This is a genomic window from Mycobacterium sp. P2_H7 (genome assembly GCF_056403275.1).
In genome coordinates, this window is record NZ_JBFUFU010000002.1 from 1 (window position 1) to 18499 (window position 18499).

Annotated in this window: 19 protein-coding genes and 1 pseudogene; 5 read left to right on the forward strand and 15 right to left on the reverse strand. The window is 68.2% G+C overall.

Annotation, left to right across the window (positions count from 1 at the left end; genetic code table 11):
* The coding region (locus tag AC1DY7_RS01895) for an HNH endonuclease signature motif containing protein (RefSeq protein WP_477491961.1) at positions 1–319 on the forward strand (319 nt) is incomplete at its 5' end.
* A gap of 24 nt (positions 320–343) precedes the next feature.
* Here the strand turns inward: AC1DY7_RS01895 and lgt are convergent.
* The 6 genes from lgt to AC1DY7_RS01925 all read right to left on the reverse strand — a co-directional run bounded on the left by lgt (position 344) and on the right by AC1DY7_RS01925 (position 7566).
* Entirely contained in the window at positions 344–2485 is a 2142-nt protein-coding gene (lgt, locus tag AC1DY7_RS01900; protein WP_477491962.1) for a prolipoprotein diacylglyceryl transferase, read from the reverse strand.
* Positions 2482–3270 (reverse strand): tryptophan synthase subunit alpha, encoded by a 789-nt coding sequence (trpA, locus tag AC1DY7_RS01905; protein WP_477491963.1) that lies wholly within the window; start codon positions 3268–3270, stop codon positions 2482–2484. The genes lgt and trpA overlap by 4 nt, the downstream gene beginning before the upstream one ends.
* On the reverse strand, positions 3267–4526 hold the full coding sequence (gene trpB, locus AC1DY7_RS01910) for a tryptophan synthase subunit beta (RefSeq protein ID WP_477491964.1): 1260 nt from the start codon (positions 4524–4526) through the stop codon (positions 3267–3269). Before trpB ends, trpA begins: the two co-directional genes overlap by 4 nt.
* A complete protein-coding gene (gene trpC, locus AC1DY7_RS01915; RefSeq protein ID WP_477491965.1) occupies positions 4527–5345 on the reverse strand; it encodes an indole-3-glycerol phosphate synthase TrpC in 819 nt (272 codons plus the stop codon). It abuts the gene before it with no gap.
* A gap of 98 nt (positions 5346–5443) precedes the next feature.
* Complete coding sequence (locus AC1DY7_RS01920; protein WP_477491966.1) at positions 5444–6052, reverse strand: TIGR02234 family membrane protein; 609 nt, start codon at positions 6050–6052, stop codon at positions 5444–5446.
* On the reverse strand, positions 6049–7566 hold the full coding sequence (locus AC1DY7_RS01925; RefSeq protein ID WP_477491967.1) for an anthranilate synthase component I: 1518 nt from the start codon (positions 7564–7566) through the stop codon (positions 6049–6051). The genes AC1DY7_RS01920 and AC1DY7_RS01925 overlap by 4 nt, the downstream gene beginning before the upstream one ends.
* Before the next feature lie 83 nt (positions 7567–7649).
* Here AC1DY7_RS01925 and AC1DY7_RS01930 point away from each other — a divergent pair, with 83 nt between their 5' ends.
* Positions 7650–8105, forward strand: a complete 456-nt coding sequence (locus tag AC1DY7_RS01930; protein ID WP_477491968.1) for a peroxiredoxin — start codon at positions 7650–7652, stop codon at positions 8103–8105.
* A gap of 4 nt (positions 8106–8109) precedes the next feature.
* Here AC1DY7_RS01930 and AC1DY7_RS01935 read toward each other — a convergent pair.
* Positions 8110–9438, reverse strand: a pseudogene (locus AC1DY7_RS01935) (2-isopropylmalate synthase); the annotation flags it as partial.
* A gap of 184 nt (positions 9439–9622) precedes the next feature.
* Here AC1DY7_RS01935 and AC1DY7_RS01940 point away from each other — a divergent pair.
* Complete coding sequence (locus AC1DY7_RS01940; protein ID WP_477491969.1) at positions 9623–10294, forward strand: FadR/GntR family transcriptional regulator; 672 nt, start codon at positions 9623–9625, stop codon at positions 10292–10294.
* Positions 10291–11088 carry an ABC transporter ATP-binding protein gene (locus AC1DY7_RS01945; protein WP_477491970.1) on the forward strand — a complete coding sequence of 266 codons (798 nt, stop codon included), beginning with the start codon at positions 10291–10293 and terminating at the stop codon, positions 11086–11088. Before AC1DY7_RS01940 ends, AC1DY7_RS01945 begins: the two co-directional genes overlap by 4 nt.
* Here the strand turns inward: AC1DY7_RS01945 and AC1DY7_RS01950 are convergent.
* Positions 11085–12071 (reverse strand): hypothetical protein, encoded by a 987-nt coding sequence (locus AC1DY7_RS01950; protein WP_477491971.1) that lies wholly within the window; start codon positions 12069–12071, stop codon positions 11085–11087. The genes AC1DY7_RS01945 and AC1DY7_RS01950 overlap by 4 nt on opposite strands.
* Positions 12061–13674 (reverse strand): N-6 DNA methylase, encoded by a 1614-nt coding sequence (locus AC1DY7_RS01955; RefSeq protein WP_477491972.1) that lies wholly within the window; start codon positions 13672–13674, stop codon positions 12061–12063. Before AC1DY7_RS01955 ends, AC1DY7_RS01950 begins: the two co-directional genes overlap by 11 nt.
* Before the next feature lie 101 nt (positions 13675–13775).
* Between AC1DY7_RS01955 and AC1DY7_RS01960 the strand changes: the two genes are divergently transcribed.
* The gene (locus tag AC1DY7_RS01960; protein ID WP_477491973.1) at positions 13776–14018 is read left to right on the forward strand and encodes a hypothetical protein; all 243 of its coding nucleotides are present in this window, start codon (positions 13776–13778) and stop codon (positions 14016–14018) included.
* Here the strand turns inward: AC1DY7_RS01960 and AC1DY7_RS01965 are convergent.
* From AC1DY7_RS01965 to hisH, 6 genes are all read right to left on the reverse strand, one after another.
* Positions 13937–15067, reverse strand: a complete 1131-nt coding sequence (locus AC1DY7_RS01965) for a CPBP family intramembrane glutamic endopeptidase (protein ID WP_477491974.1) — start codon at positions 15065–15067, stop codon at positions 13937–13939. The two genes, AC1DY7_RS01960 and AC1DY7_RS01965, sit on opposite strands and share 82 nt — an antisense overlap.
* A gap of 59 nt (positions 15068–15126) precedes the next feature.
* Positions 15127–15474, reverse strand: a complete 348-nt coding sequence (gene hisI / locus AC1DY7_RS01970) for a phosphoribosyl-AMP cyclohydrolase (protein ID WP_477491975.1) — start codon at positions 15472–15474, stop codon at positions 15127–15129.
* 75 nt (positions 15475–15549) lie between these two features.
* Positions 15550–16329: an imidazole glycerol phosphate synthase subunit HisF gene (gene hisF, locus AC1DY7_RS01975; protein WP_477491976.1), complete on the reverse strand. Its 780-nt coding sequence runs from the start codon at positions 16327–16329 to the stop codon at positions 15550–15552.
* Positions 16326–17138: an inositol monophosphatase family protein gene (locus AC1DY7_RS01980; protein ID WP_477491977.1), complete on the reverse strand. Its 813-nt coding sequence runs from the start codon at positions 17136–17138 to the stop codon at positions 16326–16328. Before AC1DY7_RS01980 ends, hisF begins: the two co-directional genes overlap by 4 nt.
* 5 nt (positions 17139–17143) lie before the next feature.
* A complete protein-coding gene (gene priA, locus AC1DY7_RS01985) occupies positions 17144–17878 on the reverse strand; it encodes a bifunctional 1-(5-phosphoribosyl)-5-((5-phosphoribosylamino)methylideneamino)imidazole-4-carboxamide isomerase/phosphoribosylanthranilate isomerase PriA (RefSeq protein WP_477491978.1) in 735 nt (244 codons plus the stop codon).
* Positions 17875–18498: an imidazole glycerol phosphate synthase subunit HisH gene (hisH, locus tag AC1DY7_RS01990; RefSeq protein ID WP_477491979.1), complete on the reverse strand. Its 624-nt coding sequence runs from the start codon at positions 18496–18498 to the stop codon at positions 17875–17877. The genes priA and hisH overlap by 4 nt, the downstream gene beginning before the upstream one ends.
* Between the last annotated feature and the right edge of the window lies 1 nt (position 18499).

Genomic DNA, 18499 nt, shown 5'->3' on the forward strand with positions numbered 1-18499 from the left:
CCTGGTGGCGATCGCACGCGACCGTGGCTGCACCCGACCCGGGTGCTTCGCCCCCGCCGACCACTGCCAGGCCAACCACGTCCACGACTGGGCCACCGGCGGCACAACCGATGCCGACACCATCATCCTGGGCTGCGGACCCGACAACCGCCTCGCCTACGAAACCGGCTGGAGCACCCACCTCAACCCGGCCACCGGTCGCGCCGAATGGATCCCACCACCACTACTGGACGTCGGCCAAGACCACACCAACCACCACTTCCACCCCGAAGAACTCCTCAACCCACCCGAAAATGAAGAGGACGGCGATGATCCGTGATGGTCTACCTGCGTTGCCGCTTCGTCAGCGGTTTCGACGCCACCAGCGGGGCTTGCGGGCTGACTCGGATGCCATGGGTGCCAATGGAGCCGGTTCTGGCTTCGCCTTCGCCTCGGCGGGCACTTCGGCAGGAGTGTCGGCTTTCGCAGAGTCGTTCGCGTCAGGCTCTTCTTCGGCATCGTCATCGCCGGTCGAATCGCGTTCTACGACCTCAGTGTCGGTTTCCGCTTCAACCGAATCGCCCTCGGCGACCTCGGCCTCAGGCTCAGGCTCATCGATCTCAGCCGACGTTTCTGCTTCTTCTACAGATTCGCTTGCTGCATCGTCGCTCGGGGCAGCCTCGCCCTCAGGATCGGGCTCGTCGTCACCGGCCGCACCTTCCGCTTCTTCAACAGATTCAACGTCGGCGGATTCCTCGTCAGAGTCGACCTCAGCCGAATCGCCCTCAACGACCTCGGACTCGGCTTCCGCCTGAGCCTCATCGGCAGCTTCGACGGACCCGTCAGCAGCGGACTCTTCCTCAGCAGCACCCGCGGTCTCGGTCTCTGGTTCAGCGGCGTCACTGAGCGCAGCCTCGACAGATTCGTCCGCAGCGGGCTCATCTACAACAGCGGCAACCTCAGTTTCGGTTTCCGCCTCAACCGAGTCGCCTTCGGCAGCCTCAGGCTCATCGTCACCCGCCGAAGCTTCATCAGACTCTTCACCTTCAGCCTCAGCCTCCGGCAGATCCTCACCAGTGGAGTCTGTCGACCCCGCAGCCGCCAGCGATTCCGATGCCGCTTCCAACTCCGCACCCACGTCGGAAGCCTCGACGGACGACTCCTCGGCAGCAGGCTCCTCTACCGACTCGCCCTCCGCCTCCTCGGCTTCGATCTCGGCCTCGGCAGGATCGTCGGCCTCGGCTTCGACTTCGGTCTCCGGCTCATCCGTAACGGCAGATTCAGTCGGCTCCACGGACTCCGGCTCTGAACCGACGTCAGAAGTCTCGGGCTCGGATTCGACCGCAACGTCCGCTGCAGCCTCGGCTCCAGCGTCACCCTCCGACTCAGCCTCAGCCTCAGCCTCGGCGTCCGGCTCCTCGCCTGCCACCACGAGGGTGTCGGCATCAACGGGTTCTTCGGCCTCGTCTGCGGCCTCGGCTTCTTCGGCGACATCCACGTCACCCTCGACATCACCGACCGCCGCCGCATCCTCGGATTCGGCCGCTCCCGCCACGGTCGCGGCCGCCACCACTCCGGTGCCCGCGCCAACCGCCGCCAATTCCTTGGCCAGCGAGTCTTCGAGGGGAGAACCGTCATCCTGCTTGCCGGCCAGCGACTCCGGGTCTTCCCGACCCTTCGGCGCGACCATGATGTAGACCACCGCAGCGATGAAGACGAACGTCGAGGTGAACGTGTTCACCCGAATACCGTCGACGGGCATGGATGCCGGGTCGCTGCGCATCAGTTCGATCCAGAACCGGCCCACGCAATAGCCGGCCACGTACAGCGCGAACAACCGCCCGTGACCCATGTTGAAGCGCTTGTCGATCCACAACAGCAACGCGAAGATCAGCAGGTTCCACAACAACTCGTACAGGAACGTCGGGTGCACGATTCCGACCAGCTGCCCATCGGAAACGCCGTTCAGCGTGTTGAGCGCACCGCTGGCATCGCGACGTTCGTAGATCTCCAGACCCCACGGCACCGTCGTCTCGCGACCGTACAGTTCCTGGTTGAAATAGTTGCCGAGCCGACCGATCGCCTGCGCCAGGATGATCCCGGGCGCGATCGCATCGCCGAACGCGGGCAACGGAATTCCGCGCATCCGGCAGCCGATCCAGGCGCCGACGGCACCGAGCGCCACCGCGCCCCAGATCCCGAGGCCACCATCCCAGATCCGGAACGCCGCCCCGAGCCCGGCACCACCGTCACCGAAGTACGTCTTCCAGTCGGTCATCACGTGATACAGGCGCCCACCGACCAAGCCGAAGGGCACTGCCAGCAATGCGATGTCGTAGATGACGCCCTGCTCGCCACCGCGCGCCACCCACCGGCGGTCACCGATGATCAGCGCGGCGACGATGCCGGCGATGATGCACAGCGCATAGGCGCGAATGGGCACCGGCCCGATATGCCACACACCCTGCGACGGGCTGGGGATGAAGGCGAGGATCGTCTCGGTCATGCCGGAATCCCCTGCCGCACGCCCTCGGAAAGCTCGGTGGTCAACGCCCGCACAGCCGGGATCCCCTCATCGAGAGCCGACACCAGGGCCGACCCGACGATGACGCCGTCCGCGTAGGCACCGATCTCGGCCGCCTGCGCCCGCGAGCGCACACCCAAGCCGACCCCGACCGGAATGTCGGAGATCTCCCGGATCCGTCGCACCAACTCGGGCGCCATGTTCGACACCGCTTCGCGCGCGCCGGTCACACCCATGGTCGACGCCGCGTACACGAATCCACTGGAGGCCTGCACCGTGGCGGCCAGCCGCTCCGGGGTGGACGACGGCGCCACCAGGAAAATCCGATCGAGATCGTGTTTCTCCGACGCTGCCACCCAGTCCCCTGCCTCGTCCGGAATCAGATCCGGCGTGATCAATCCCAACCCGCCGGCCGCTGCGAGGTCGCGGGCGAAAGCATCCACGCCCCAACGCAACACCGGATTCCAGTACGTCATCACCACGGCGCGCCCGCCGGCATTGCTGATCGCCTCGACGGCACGCAGCGCATCGCGCACCCGCACGCCGCCGGCCAGCGCGGTCTCGGTCGCCCGCGCGATCGTCGGTCCGTCCATCCCGGGATCGGAGTATGCGACCCCGACTTCCACGATGTCGCAACCGGATTCGACGAGAGCGGTCATCGCCGAGATGGAAGTCTGCACATCCGGATAACCGGTCGGGAGGTAGCCGATCAGTGCGGAACGCCCCTCGGCACGACACGTGTCGAACAGAGGCCCCAATCGGCTCACGAATCACCGTCCAGTAGCCCGAACCATTTACCTGCGGTCTCGACGTCCTTGTCGCCCCGACCGGACAGGTTCACCACGATCACCGAGGACGGGCCGAGTTCGACACCGAGCTTCAGCGCACCGGCCACCGCGTGCGCGGACTCGATCGCGGGGATGATGCCCTCGGTCCGGCACAGCAGCGAGAACGCGTCCATCGCCTCGGTATCGGTGACCGGCCGGTACTCGGCCCGGCCGACATCCTTGAGCAGCGCGTGCTCCGGTCCCACTCCCGGATAGTCCAAACCCGCTGAGATGGAATGCGATTCGATGGTCTGGCCGTCCTCGTCCTGCAGCAGGTAGGAGAACGAACCCTGGAAGGCGCCCGGCGAACCACCGGTGAAGGTCGCGGCGTGCCGGCCCGTCTCCACACCGTCGCCGGCGGCCTCGAACCCGACCAGTCGCACACCCGGGTCGTCGATGAAGGCGTGGAACACACCGATGGCGTTGGATCCGCCGCCCACGCACGCCGTCACGGCGTCGGGCAGCCGGCCGGCCTGTTCGAGGATCTGGGCCCGCGCCTCCAAGCCGATGATCCGCTGGAAATCGCGCACCATCAGCGGGAACGGATGTGGGCCCGCTGCGGTGCCGAAGGCGTAGTAGGTGTCGTCGGCGTGCGCGACCCAGTCCCGGAACGTCTCGTTGATCGCGTCTTTGAGCGTTTTGGAGCCGGACTCCACCGAGACCACCTGGGCACCCAGCAGCCGCATCCGGGCGACGTTGAGCGCCTGGCGCGCGGTGTCGACCGCACCCATGTAGATGACGCAGTCCAGCCCCATCAACGCGCACGCGGTGGCGGTGGCGACCCCGTGTTGTCCGGCGCCGGTTTCGGCGATGACGCGGGTCTTGCCCATCTGCTTGGCCAGCAGCGCCTGCCCGAGCACATTGTTGATCTTGTGCGATCCGGTGTGGTTGAGGTCTTCACGCTTGAGGAACAGTCGTGCGCCACCGGCATGCTCCGCGAGCCGAGCCGCCTCATACAGCGGCGACGGACGGCCGGTGTAGTGCCGCTGCAGCCGATCGAGCTCGTCGAGGAAGGCCTGGTCGCGACGCACCTTGTCGTACGCGGCGGTGACCTCTTCGATGACGGCCATCAGTGCTTCGGGAACCAGACGTCCGCCGTAGGCGCCGAAATGGCCCTTGGCGTCTGGATCATGGCTGGTGGGTTCGGCCACCGCCGCGCTCATGCGAGGCAGTTGTGGACCGGAGATATCCGCCATCTACCGGGCGGGTTTGGGGCAGGACGGATGGGCACCCGCGGTGACCAGGTCTGCGACGGCGCTGCGCGGGTCACCGCTGGTGACCAGTCCTTCGCCGACGAGCACCGCGTCCGCACCCGCACCGGCGTAGGCCAGCAGGTCGGCGGTACCGCGCACGCCGGATTCGGCCACGCGGATGATGCTGCTGGGCAGACCGGGGGCGATCCGGGCGAAGCAGTCGCGGTCGACCTCGAGGGTCTTGAGGTCGCGGGCGTTGACGCCGATCAGCGTGGCACCGGCCTGCAGCGCACGGTCGGCCTCTTCCTCGGTGTGCACCTCGACGAGCGCGGTCATCCCCAACGACTCGGTGCGATCGAGCATCGACTCCAGCGCCTGTTGTTCCAGGGCGGCGACGATGAGTAGCAGCATGTCGGCGCCGTGGGCGCGGGCCTCGTGAATCTGATACGGCCCGACGATGAAGTCCTTGCGCAACACCGGAATCGACACGGCGGCGCGGACGGCGTCCAGATCGTCGAGTGAGCCGTGGAAGCGGCGTTCCTCGGTGAGCACGCTGATCACGCGGGCGCCGCCGGCCTCGTAGGCACTGGCCAGCTTCGCCGGGTCGGCGATGGATGCGAGTTCGCCGCGCGACGGGCTGGCGCGCTTGACCTCGGCGATGACGCCGATGCCCGGTGCACGCAGCGCCGCCATCACATCCAGCGGCGGGCGCGCATCCTTGGCGCGTTGTTTGATGTCGGCAAACGGAACCGCGGCTTCACGAGCGGCAACGTCGGCGCGAACTCCTTCGATGATGGAGTCGAGCACGGTCCCCGAACTCATGAGCCACCGTCCATTTCCGTCTGCCGGGAGAGACCCGGATGGGTCAGTCTCGACCCTGTCGTTGGGTTAGAGGTTAGTCGCCGACGCTGCACCGCCCGTCACCGACCCTTGGAGTCAGAATCGGCGTCCGGATCCGTCGGGTCCGCCCCCTCGTCGAGGGCATCCCAGATCATCCGCTCGGACATCCCGTCGGCTGCGTTGTCACCGGTCACCGCTTCGCGGCGGGCGGCCGGCGCCACGTACTTGGTGCCGGTGCCGCGCGTGGTGGAGGCCGACCGGATCAGCAGCACCGCGGCGGCCAGGGTGAGCACCGCGGCACCCACGGTGATGCCGGCGCCCAGGTAGTGACGACCGAGGGTGCCGCCCAGCGTCGCCACCGGTACCTGAGCCAGGTCGGCGGCCCGCACGGCGATATCGCGGATCACCCAGAGGCTGATGCCCAGATACGCGATCGCGGCACTGCACAAGGCCACCAGCACGGCCAGCAGCCGCAGGGCCCAGCCCCGGACCGCCAGAGCGGCGACCGCCGCGGCCAGCAGGACCAGCGCCAACGGCACCAGCGCCGTGGACCACTGGCCACCCGTCAACGTCAACGTCTTGGGCTGCCCGAGTCCGTCGAAGGACTCCACGACCACCCACGTCAGCCGCGACGCTCCCCACAACGCCAACGCGGCCACCGCGAGGAGTGCCTGTGAAATGCGGATCACGGCGTCTGTATCGTCTCGGCGGCCGCCACGGCGGCCAGTACCGCCTTGGCCTTGTTGGCCGACTCGTTGTACTCGTACGGCCCGTTGGAGTCGGCGACCACACCGCCGCCGGCCTGCACATATGCGACGCCGTCGCGCATCAGGGCAGTGCGGATGGCGATGGCGAAGTCGGCGTTGCCCGCGAAATCCAGGTAACCCAGCACCCCGCCGTACAGGCCGCGCCTCGTCAATTCGACCTGTTCGATCAACTCCATCGCCCGTACCTTCGGGGCGCCCGACAACGTGCCGGCCGGGAAACATGCGGTCACCGCGTCCAGCGCGGTGCTGCCCTCGGTCAGGTGCCCGGTCACCGTCGACACCAGATGCATGACGTGGCTGTAGCGCTCGATGTGGCTGTAGTCCTCGACCCGCACGGTGCCCGGCTCACACACCCGACCCAGATCGTTGCGGCCCAGATCGACGAGCATGAGGTGCTCGGCGCGTTCCTTGTCGTCGGCGAGCAGTTCCTTCTCCAGCAGGACGTCTTCCTCTTCGGTGTCACCGCGCCACCGGGTTCCAGCGATCGGGTGGGTGGTGGCCTTACCGTCCTGCACCGTCACCAGGGCTTCGGGACTCGACCCGACGATCGAGAAGTCCAGTCCCCCTTCTGCATTGGGCGCGTTGAAGAGGTACATGTACGGGCTGGGGTTGGTCACCCGCAGCATCCGGTAGACGTCGATCGGGTCGGCGGCGGTGGTCATCTCGAAACGCTGTGACGGCACCACCTGGAACGCCTCGCCTGCCTTGATCTCCTCGACCAGACCGTCGACGATCGCGGTGTACTCGGCGACGGTGCGCTGCGCACGGTGCTCGGGCGTGGGTCGCGCGAACGTGGCCACCGAAGAGTGCAAGGGCTCCCCCAGTGCTGCCGTCATGACGTCCAGGCGGGCCACCGCGTCGTCGTAGGCCCAGTCCACGCGCTCGTCGGTGCCGTTCCAGTTCACCGCATTGGCGATCAGCGTGATGGTGCCCTCGTGGTGGTCCACCGCCGCGATATCGGTGGCCAGCAGCAGCAGCATGTCCGGCAGGTGCAGGTCGTCGACGGTCAGTTCGGGCAGCCGCTCCAGGCGCCGCACCATGTCGTAGGCGAAGAAGCCGACCAGGCCCGACGACAGCGGCGGCAGGCCCGGCACCGTCGCGGTGCCCAGCACGTCCAGCGTGGTGCGCAGCGCCTGCAGCGGGTCGCCGCCCGACGGGGCGCCCTGCGGGGTGCTCCCCAGCCAGACCGCCTCGCCGTCGCGCACGGTCAGCGCTGACGGGGCGCCGGCACCGATGAACGACCAGCGCGACCAGGACCGGCCGTTCTCGGCGGACTCCAACAGGAAGGTGCCCGGCCGGTTGGCAGCGAGCTTCCGGTAAGCCGACAGGGGGGTCTCGCTGTCGGCGAGCACCTTCCGGGTCACCGGGACGACCCGGTGCTCGGCCGCCAGCGCCCGGAAGTCTGCACGGGAGGTGGTTGATGCGAGGGTCTGCACGCAGGCAATCCTCCCAGACGGCCGGAGCAGGTCCGGCGTGCATGTCCCCCGTCGCTTCGCTCACCCCAGTAGCGTGTGCAGATATGAAACCTGGCGACAAAGTGGCCGACTTCGAATTGCCCGATCAGACGGGCACACTGCGCAGCTTGACCGGTCTGTTGGCCGACGGACCCGTGGTGCTGTTCTTCTACCCGGCTGCCATGACGCCGGGCTGCACCAAGGAGGCCTGCCACTTTCGCGACCTCGCCGGCGAGTTCACCGCGGCCGGCGCCTCCCGGGTGGGCATCAGCGCCGACGCGGTGGCCAAGCAGGCCAAGTTCGCCGACCAGCAGAACTTCGACTACCCACTGCTGTCGGACACCGAGGGCGTGGTGGCCACCCAGTTCGGGGTGAAGCGCGGCCTGCTCGGCAAGCTGATGCCGGTCAAGCGGACCACGTTCGTCATCGACACCGATCGCACCGTCCTGTCGGTGATCGCCAGCGAGTTCAGCATGGACACCCACGCCGACAAGGCCCTCGAGGTGCTCAGGGCGCGCTGAGGCCGTAGGTCGCCCGGAACAACTCGAACAGTTCGGCTGCGGTCATCTCAGCACCGCTCGCGTCGGTGCGCTGCTGCACGACGCGCGCGAATTCGACCTGCTGCCACCGCGGCAGCTCCAGCCCGTACTCGGTCTGCAGCAGGTAGGCGACCCCGCCCTTGCCGGACTGTGAGTTGACCCGGATCACCGCCTCGTAGGTACGGCCGAGGTCGGCCGGATCGATAGGCAGATACGGCACCCGCCAATCGATCTCGCGCTCCGGCAGCGCAGCTGCAACGGCCCGCGCCCGATGTTCGGCCAGGCCCTTCTTGATGGCGTCCTGGTGCGTGCCGGAGAACGCGGTGTGCACCAGCGTCCCGACGTAGGGGTGCCGGTCGTGGATGGGCACCCGGGTGCAGTGGGCGACGGTGCGAGCGATCCGGTCGATATCGGAGAAGTCGATCTTCGGGTCGACGCCCTGGGCGTACAGGTTGAGCGCCAGGGTGGCGATGTCGACGTTGCCGGTGCGTTCGCCGTTGCCGAAGACGCAACCCTCCACCCGTTGCGCCCCGGCGAGTACCGCCAGTTCGGCGCAGGCCACGCCGGTGCCCCGGTCATTGTGCGGATGCACCGACAGGATGACGCTGTCGCGGCGGGCCAGATTCCGGTGCATGTACTCGATCTGGTCGGCATAGACATTCGGGGTGGCGACCTCGACAGTGGCGGGCAGGTTGAGGATGACGGGACGTTGCGGGCAGGCCTGCCACAGCTGCGTCATGGCGTCGCATACCTCCAGGACGTAGTCCGGTTCGGTGAGGTTGAAGACCTCCGGCGAGAACTCGAACCGCACATTCGGCCGGTCACCTGCCAGTTCCAGCACGTCGCGGCCGCCCGCCAGGATCAACTCGCGCAGCTCGTCGCGACCCTTGCCCAGCACCGTGTCCCGCCATGTCGGCGCGGTCGCGGTGTACATGTGCACGACGACATCGTTGGTGATGCCGTCGATCGATTCGACGGTGCGCTCGATCAGGTCGCGCCGGGCCGGGGTGAACACCACGATCGTGACGTCGTCCGGGGCGATGTCGGATTCGGCGATGAGCCGGACGAAGTCGTAGTCGGCCTGCGAGGCAGACGGGTAGCCGACCTCGATCTCCTTGTAGCCCATGGTCACCAGCAGCTCGAAGAACTCCTTCTTGCGGTCGGGGTCCATCGGTTCGGCGAGTGCCTGATTGCCGTCGCGCAGGTCCACGGGCACCCACAGCGGCGCCGCCGTCAGCCGGGCTTGCGGCCAATGACGTTGTTGTAAAGGCACATCCACACGTTCGTAGATGTTCCCGTAACGATGCCACGGCATCGGTGAGGGCTGTTGACGGTTCCAGTTCATCGGTGAGTCCTTCGGTCGAGGGGATTCGACCGGCTCAACACGACCCCACGGCAGGGGGCCGGTCGGTCAGGCCCTGCCGAGGCGGCGAAGGAGAAGCTGGCTCGTCATGATGGTTAGACTGTACACAACTCCTCAGACAAGTAGAGAGGTTGGCATGGTCACCCAAGTTCAGCGGCACCCTTTGGCCGCCCAGGCCGCACAGCTGTTGCTGACCCGGATCCGGGACGGCGAATGGCCGCTGGGCCATCGGATACCGGGTGAGACGACACTGGCCGCCCAGCTCGGCGTCGGCCGTTCCACCCTGCGTGAAGCCATTCGCGAACTGGCAGGCAGGGGTGTGCTGGAAAGTCGGCAGGGCGCGGGGGTGTTCGTCACCGCACTCGATGCCACCGAGGACTGGGATGCGGTGCTGCGGCGCACCACCATCGCCTCGGTCGTCGAGGCACGCATCGCCATCGAGGCCGAAGCCGCGGCGCTGGCCGCACGCCGCCGTACCCCCGCCGACCTGCGGGACATCCGCCGGGCCCTCGCGGCCCGCGGGGTAGTGGGCCAATCGGTACCCGAGCACGTCGACGCCGACATGGCGTTTCACCGCGCGGTGATCGCCGCGGCGCACAACGACGTGCTGATCCAGCTCTTCGACGCGTTCCTGCCTCGGCTTCGCACGGCGATGATCGACATGCTCAGGATCGCACCGGTGAAGTCCGAAGAATCCGATCACGCATGCCATCAGGAGCTCGTCGACGCCATCGCCGCGCGCTCCCCCGAGGCCGCCGCCTCGGCCAGCCGAACCCATTTGACCGCATTGATGGAGTCCTTCTCATGACCCCCGTTCTGGACATCACCGACGTCACCTTCCGCCGTGAGGGCAAACAGATCATCGACGGCATCTCGCTGACGGTGCAGGCCGGTGAGCACTGGGCGCTGCTCGGACCCAACGGTGCGGGCAAGAGCACACTGCTGGGTTTCTGTGCGGCCGTGATCTTTCCGACCAGCGGCACCGTGCGGGTACTCGGCAACCAGATGGGCAAGACCGACCTGTCAGTGCTGCGGCGCAACATCGGCCATGTGAACCCGCGGCACCGCCTGCAGTATCCGCTGACGGTGCGCGACGTGGTGCTCACCGGCGTCACCGCCACCATCGACACGGCGGCGCGCTGGACCCCCACCTCCGCACAGGTGGCCCGCGCCGACGAGTTGATCGACACCGTCGGGTTGTCGGCCCGGGCCGACTCGGTGTGGCCGACCCTGTCCCAAGGTGAGCGGGGCCGCACCCTGATCGCCCGCGCACTGATCGCCGATCCGCGCCTGCTGCTGCTGGACGAACCGACCACCGGCCTGGACGTGGCAGCCCGCGAGCAGCTCCTCGAAACCCTTGACACACTCGATCATTCGCACCCGGAGATGGCGTCCATCCTGGTGACCCATCATCTGGAGGAGCTGCCGACATCCACCACGCACGCGCTGTTGATCGGTGCCGGCCGCACCGTGGCCAGCGGGCCCGCCCGCAAGACCGTCACCACCGACCATGTGACGGCGGCATTCGAGCACCCGGTGACCGTCGGTTTCGAGGACGGCCGGTGGACGGCGCGGGCCAAGGCGAGCTCGCGGGTGCGTTAAACCTCGCGGCGCCGCCGCCGGGCTTCGCGGTGCCGGGTGACCGGGGTGGTGTCCAGCACCCGGTTCACCATGGCCGCCAGGAAGCGGGCGGGTTGCAGCGCCGGCGGCACGGTGTCGTGGCGGATCACCACCTGCGGCAACGCTGCGAGGGCTTCGTCGACCGCCGCCGTCTCCACGTCGACAATCTCGAAAAGTACGTCAGGGTCTGCCTTTTCGATGCTGTCGACCTCGTCTCCGGCGGGCGGGGCACCATCGCTCTCGTAGTCGATCATGACGAGTGCCACTGCGTGGTACGCGTCATCCTCGGTGCCTAGCTTGGCAAGCAGATCGATGAGCCACTCGGCCTTGTCCGGCTCTGTGGTCAGGATGGTCGAGCGCAGACCGTAGACGAACCCGAGTGCGGCCAGCGGGTGGCGCAACCGTAGATTCTTGGCGTCGCCGTAACTTTCCTCGACGCGGTTTGCGGCGTTCTTGCCGAAACTCGAGTCCATCCGTTTGGTGCTGATGAGCAGTTCGGGCCCGGTGTCCCAGTCCGACATCACGATGTCGACCTGTTTCATGTAGTGCTTGCCCAGGACGCTGGCACTGGCGCCTGAGACACCCTTCATCGAGCGCTGCAGCCGATTCTCGATGAGAAGCCGCTCCTTGATGGGCAGTGCTTCCAGGAGGTTGGCGATGGCGCTGGGCATGATGCGCGGTTCGGTGGCCCGCGGCCACACGGCATTGGCGTCGAAACCGGCGCGCCGCAGCTCGTAGGACAACCAGACATCGAGCGCCAGGGCGGGCACCCCGGTGGTCGACGGCGCGTCCAGGTACAGCGGAACCCCGAGCAGCCGCCGAAGCACCCGGAAGTCGGGCTGATAGACCGGTGAATCGTCGGTGCGCAACCACGGGTTGGTGTGCTGCCCGTGTGGTGCCGCCTCAGCGACGATCCGGTCGAAGATGGCCCACGCGGTGGCTTTCGTCGATGGTTCAGCGGGCACGCCGCGACCTTACCGCCCGCCGGGTGGCCAGTGAATCACGCGCTGCGCGAATCGAATCCACGTCGTCGAGTCCCAGGGCGGTGTCGATTGTCTGCACGGCGTCGAGCAGCCGTCCCCGCGTGAGCAGGCCCGCCACGGTGCGCCGGGCGGCGCGCAGCTGCGCGGCGCGGTCGCCGATCAGGTCCGCGGACGGCACCAGCCACCGATCCGCCTCGCGGGGCTCCAGCTTGAGAATCCCGCCGCCGTAGGACCGCCCGACGATCTCGGCGTGCAGCACCGTCGCCGAGTTCAACGACGCCAGCGGCAGCAGATCCTGCCCGAGTACGGTCAGCTCGTCACGCAGATAGACCCCGTGCACGGAGTTCAGGTGATGCGCCGCAACGCGATTGGTGACAAGCCGCGGGGTGTCGGCGTTCATGCAGGTGAGCAGGAGATCAGCGGGGGCCAGCAGCGGCACCCGGAACCACGGCTTGCGGACCCGGCACTTGTAGGCCAGATGCACCCCGGCGGCGTGGCCGGCATCGATGTAGCGCTGCGCGGCCCCCGACGCGGCGCCGTCCGGCCGGAACAGGTGGATCGACTTACCGTCCTCCCCCAGCTTGCGTAGTTGCGCCGCGGTGAGGGTCAGCCCGCGCAGGTGTGCGCTACCCGGCGGCGAGAGCGGCAGCAGGTCGGCGGACCGCAGCCCGAGCTCATGCACCCTGCTCGGCGACAGCGCGAAATATCCGTTGTTCCCGGTCACCATGCCCAGCGTGGTGTCACCCCACTGGTCCAGCGTGCTGAAGCGGCCGGTGTCGTGCAGTGCGTGCAGCTGTTCCACCGGTGCCGCGCCCACCAGACCGCTGACCCATTTGTCCGCCGGATCACGGGGCGCCCACTGGCGTTGCGCCAGAGCGGATGTCAGCGAGCGCGCGTTGCGCGCACGGTGGATGACGGCGTGCCCCGACGGTCCACCGTCGAAGCCGTCGGCGAGCAGGAGCACCACATCCGCCTCGGCCTCGGGGAACACCTGCTCGTCGAACATCACCAGCTCGACCGTGGCGAACCGGTCGAACAGGAACTTACGCACCGGTGCCGCGTAGTTGACGCTGAGCAACTCGGCGGGCAGCACCAGCGCGAGCCGCCCACCGGGCCGCAGGAACAGCGCCGCATGCACGGTGAACGCCGCCCAGCTTGATGCCAGACCGGACAGGCTGACACCGGCCGTCAGGGCGGCACGCCGCGACTGGGCGCGGGCCTGTCCCCGGAAGTCCTGATAGCGGATGTAGGGCGGATTGCCGATCACCGCCGTGTAGGACGGTTGCGGGTCGACGGCGAAGAAGTCGGCGGTGCGGACGCGCGCGGTGCCGCCGGCCTCGGCCACCCGCTTGCGGGCGGCGCGGGCGCTGGCCGGATGGATCTCGACGCCGTCGAGCACGGGCGCGGCCGCACCGAGGTCGGTGAGCCGGCGGGCCGCGGCGACCAGGAAGGCCGCCTCACCTGCCGACGGCTCGAACACGCGGTCCGCGCGGTCGCGGMCCSCCCACTGGGTCAGGTAGCGGGTGATCTCCGGTGGGGTGAAAAACGCACCACGCGCTTTACGGGCCCCGACGGAATCGATCACGCTGGTCATTCTGTCCGACCACACCGACAAGTCGGCGCAGGACCACGCCGTCGCGCCGGGCCGACAGCCCACGAATCGATTCGATTGGCTAAGCTTTTGGCATGTCCAAGTCAGTGATGGCCGCGATGGTGGCGGCAGGCGCAATCCTCGGATCGGCCCTCGGCATGGGGACCGCCGTCGCCCAGCCGCCCGTCGATGCGGGCGGCCCGGCACTCGAAGCGCCGGCCAACGCACCGCGCAAGCCCGCCGAGGCGTGGCAGGGTCACCCGATGGTGTGGTGGGACTGGGGCTCCGGCGGCCACTGGGGCGTCTGGATCAACGGGCAGTTCTTGCCGTTCAGCTGATCGGTGTGCGTGCGGCCGAACCAGATTCGGCGCACCCCGAGAACCAGGAAGCACACGCTTCCTGACACCAGGAACAGCACCGTGCCCATGATCAGCCCGGTGGCGCCGCTGAGCAGCAACTGGTCGGCGAAGCTGACGTAGGAGATGGACAGCGCGGCGGCGAATCCGATGCTGTTCTGCAGGCCATGGGCCAGCATCACCGGCCAGAGCCGGCGGGTGCGATACACCAGGAACAGGTTGAACCCGGACCACGCGGCGCACCACAGGATGACGAGGATGACCGCGGCACCCGTCGCGGCGCCGGCACCGGCGGCGTAGTACAGATGGATGCCCGCCCGGGCCAGTGAGGTCAGCACCCACACCGCGACGGCGGTGCGACCCGCCAGCCGGGGCCACAACAACAACGCGACGCCAACGAACACCGGCTCCTCCACCACCCCCGCCAGCGCGAGCGACAGCCCCAGGACCAACCACTGTCCAGCACCACGCGCGAACATCGGGTAGTCGACATCCGGCACGGCGAAGGCCACGACGAGAGTGTTGTAGGCGATGTTCGAGGCGAACAGCACCAGCAGAGCGGCGGTCGCCGCGGCGCAGCCCACACTGATCCGGTGGAACCTGCTTCGGGTGTCCGAGCGCCGGGGCAGTTGATCGATCATCCAGGCACGCACCAGGAAGAAGGTCCACACCGAGATCGCGGCTGCGCCCAGCACTTCCCCGAGAAGTGCCCCGACCCCGAGATTCCTCGGCACGTATGGGAGGCCCGGCGTCATCGCCACGACGGCGTTGAACACCCCGTCCACCTGAGTCGCCGCGACGGCGCAGACATAGGCCAGCACCCGAATCAGGTTGCCGGGCAACGGTCTCCGCACGATCAGCACCGCCAGGACACCGGCTGCCACCGCGGCCACGGCCGTGACCGGCACCGAGAAGCCCAGCTGATAGCCCTGCACGCGCCAGGCTGTCAAGGCAGTCGCGGCGGCGCCCCATAGCGCGAGCATGGCGGGTGCCGTCAGCACCTGGTTCAGCCGGTTCTTCGTCGCGTACATGACCCGATTGTCGAAGCGCCACCGGCCCGGTGGTGGAGTAGTCGGGTACTCGACTTCCGCTAGGCCTGTGGCGGCAACAGCAGGTCGGCGTCGAAGCAGGTGTGATCCCCGGTGTGGCAGGCGCCCCCGACCTGGTCGACCTCCAGCAGCACGGTGTCACCGTCGCAGTCCAGGCGCACCGAATGCACGTGCTGGGTGTGACCGGAGGTGGCGCCCTTGATCCACTGTTCGCCCCGAGAACGGGAGAAGTAGGTGGCCTCACGGGTTTCCAGCGTGCGAGCCAGCGCGGCGTCGTCCATCCAGGCGACCATCAGCACGTCGCCCGTGCCGTGTTCCTGCACGACGGCGGTGAACAGCCCGTCGGCATTGCGCTTGAGGCGGGCGGCGATCTCAGGGTTGAGGCTCATCAGCGCACACCACCCCGATGTGTCCTCTTCGCTTCGCTCATCGGACCCCACCCCGATTTGTCCTCTTCGCTTCGCTCATCGGACGGTTATCCCCTCGCGAGCCATCGCTTCCTTCACCTGACCGATGGTCAGCTCCCGGAAATGGAACACGCTGGCTGCCAGTACCGCATCGGCGCCGGCTGCGACGGCGGGCGCGAAATGATCGACCGCACCGGCGCCGCCACTGGCGATCACCGGAACGGTGACCGCGGCCCGCACCGCCCGCAGCATCGCCAGATCGAAACCGGTCTTGGTGCCGTCGGCGTCCATCGAGTTCAGCAGGATCTCCCCCACCCCGAGTTCGGCTCCGCGCCTGGCCCATTCGACGGCGTCGATACCGGTGCCGCGCCGACCACCGTGAGTGGTGACCTCCCAGCCCGACGGTGTCGGTGCCGAACCCACCGGGACGGTGCGGGCGTCCACGCTCAGCACGATGCACTGCGAACCGAACTGGCGCGCCAACTCGGCCAGCAGCTCCGGGCGGGCGATGGCCGCGGTGTTCACTGACACCTTGTCCGCACCGGCCCGCAACAGGGTGTCCACATCGTCGATCGAACGCACACCGCCACCGACGGTCAGCGGGATGAACACCTGCTCGGCGGTGCGGCGCACCACCTCCAGCATGGTGGACCGGCCCGAGGAGGATGCGGTGACGTCCAGGAAGGTCAGCTCATCGGCGCCTTCGGCATCGTAGGCGGCCGCCAATTCGACGGGATCGCCTGCATCCCTGAGGTTTTCGAAGTTTACACCCTTGACCACCCGGCCGGCGTCGACGTCGAGGCAGGGGATGACACGGGTGGCGACATCACTGGTCACAGGTGATCCTCCGGACTGCCCGCCGAGGCGACGATCTCGAGCATGCGTGCGTGCGCACCGGGCGCGGCGGCCAGCGCCGATTTCGACTCGGCCGTCCAGGGCGCCCCGGACAGGTCGGTGACAATGCCGCCGGCGGAGCGTACCAGCGCCACACCGGCCGCGTGGTCCCAGATGTGGTGCCCGAAACTGATGGCCGCAGCGAGGGTTCCGGAGGCCACATAGGCCAGGTCCACCCCGGTGGCGCCGTGCATCCGCACCCGGGAACACTCACGGCTCAGATTGGCCAGCACCGCGGCCCGGTACCGGCCGGGGAAGCGGCCGCGCGAATCGATGTTGAAGGTCTGGATCCCGACGATCGAATCGGCCAGCTCCGTCGTCTCCAGCGCGGGCAGGTCCACATCGCCGTCGCGCAGCGGGCCGCCGGTCAGCGCCGTGTAGCGCTGGCCCATGAAGGGCAGCCAGGTCAGCCCGGCGACCGGTACTCCGTTGTGCAGCAGGGCCAGCAGGATGGCCGCCATCGGCGAACCGGCGGCGTAGTTGAAGGTGCCGTCGATCGGGTCGAGCACCCAGACCAGTTCGGAGTCGATCGGTTCGCCGCCGAATTCCTCGCCGTGCACCCCGATGCCGGTCTGCTCGCGGAGCGCGGCCACCACCTGCCGTTCGATGGCCAGGTCGACCTCGGTGGCGAAGTCGTTGCCCTGCTTGCGGACGGCGGAATCGGCTCGGTGACCCGCGACGAACGGGCCGGCGGCCGCATCGAGGATCTCGGTAGCGGTGGCGACCAGCGCGGCGAGCCGGATGGGGTCCATGACCGTTATCCGCTGACCGCGGCCAGCGCCTCGGGCAGCGTGAAACGGCCCGCGTACAAGGCCTTTCCGACGATGGATCCCTCGACGCCCCGACCGGTCAGGGTGGAGATGGCGCGCAGGTCCTCGATGCTGGACACCCCGCCGGACGCGATCACCGGGACACCGCTGCGGTCGGCGACCTCGCCCAGCAGTTCCAGATTCGGTCCGGTCAGCGTGCCGTCCTTGGTGACGTCGGTGACGACGTAACGGGAGCAGCCTTCGCGCTCAAGCCGTTCCAGCACCTGCCACAGGTCCCCGCCGTCGGTCTCCCAGCCGCGCCCACGAAGCCGGTAGGAACCAGACTCCAGCTGCACGTCCAGGCCGACGGCCACCTTGTCGCCGTACTCGGCGATCGCGGCGGCGCACCACGTCGGATTCTCCAGCGCCGCAGTGCCGATGTTCACCCGGGCGCAGCCGGTGGCCAACGCCGCCTTCAGTGACTCGTCGTCACGGATACCGCCCGAGAGTTCCACGGCGACATCGAGCTTGCCGACGACCTCGGCGAGCAGTTCGCGGTTGGAACCGCGACCGAAGGCGGCGTCCAGGTCCACCAGGTGGATCCATTCGGCACCGTCACGCTGCCAGGCCTCGGCGGCCTCCAACGCAGACCCGTAGTCGGTTTCGCTGCCCGCCTTGCCCTGCACCAGGCGCACCGCTTTACCCTCGACCACGTCGACGGCCGGCAAAAGAATCAAACTCACAGTCCCTCAACCCAATTCGCTAGCAGCGCCGCACCTGCGTCGCCGCTCTTCTCCGGATGAAATTGTGTCGCCGACAACGGGCCGTCCTCGACGGCCGCGATGAACGGCACGTGATGTGTCGCCCAGGTGACCAGCGCCTCGGGCCGGCCCTGCCACTCCTGCGCAGCATAGGAATGCACGAAGTAGAAGCGGGTATCGGCGTCCAGGCCTGCGAACAAGGTACTGCCCGCGGGCGCGTCGACCACATTCCAGCCCATGTGCGGGACCACCGGGGCGTCGATCCGGGTGACCGCGCCGGGCCACTGGCCGCACCCGGTGGATTCGACCCCGAACTCGACACCGCGGGCGAACAGGATCTGCATGCCCACGCAGACCCCCAGCACGGGGCGGCCCGCGGCCAGGCGCTTCTCGATGATCTGCTCGCCGTCGATGCCACGCAGGCCCACCATGCATGCCTCGTAGGCGCCGACTCCGGGCACCACCAGGCCGTCGGCCTCGTATGCGGCCGACGCGTCGGCGGTCACCTCGACGTCGGCGCCGGTGCGTTGTACGGCGCGCTGCGCCGAGCGCAGGTTGCCGGACCCGTAGTCCAGCACTATGACTTTCTTCGACCGTCGCACG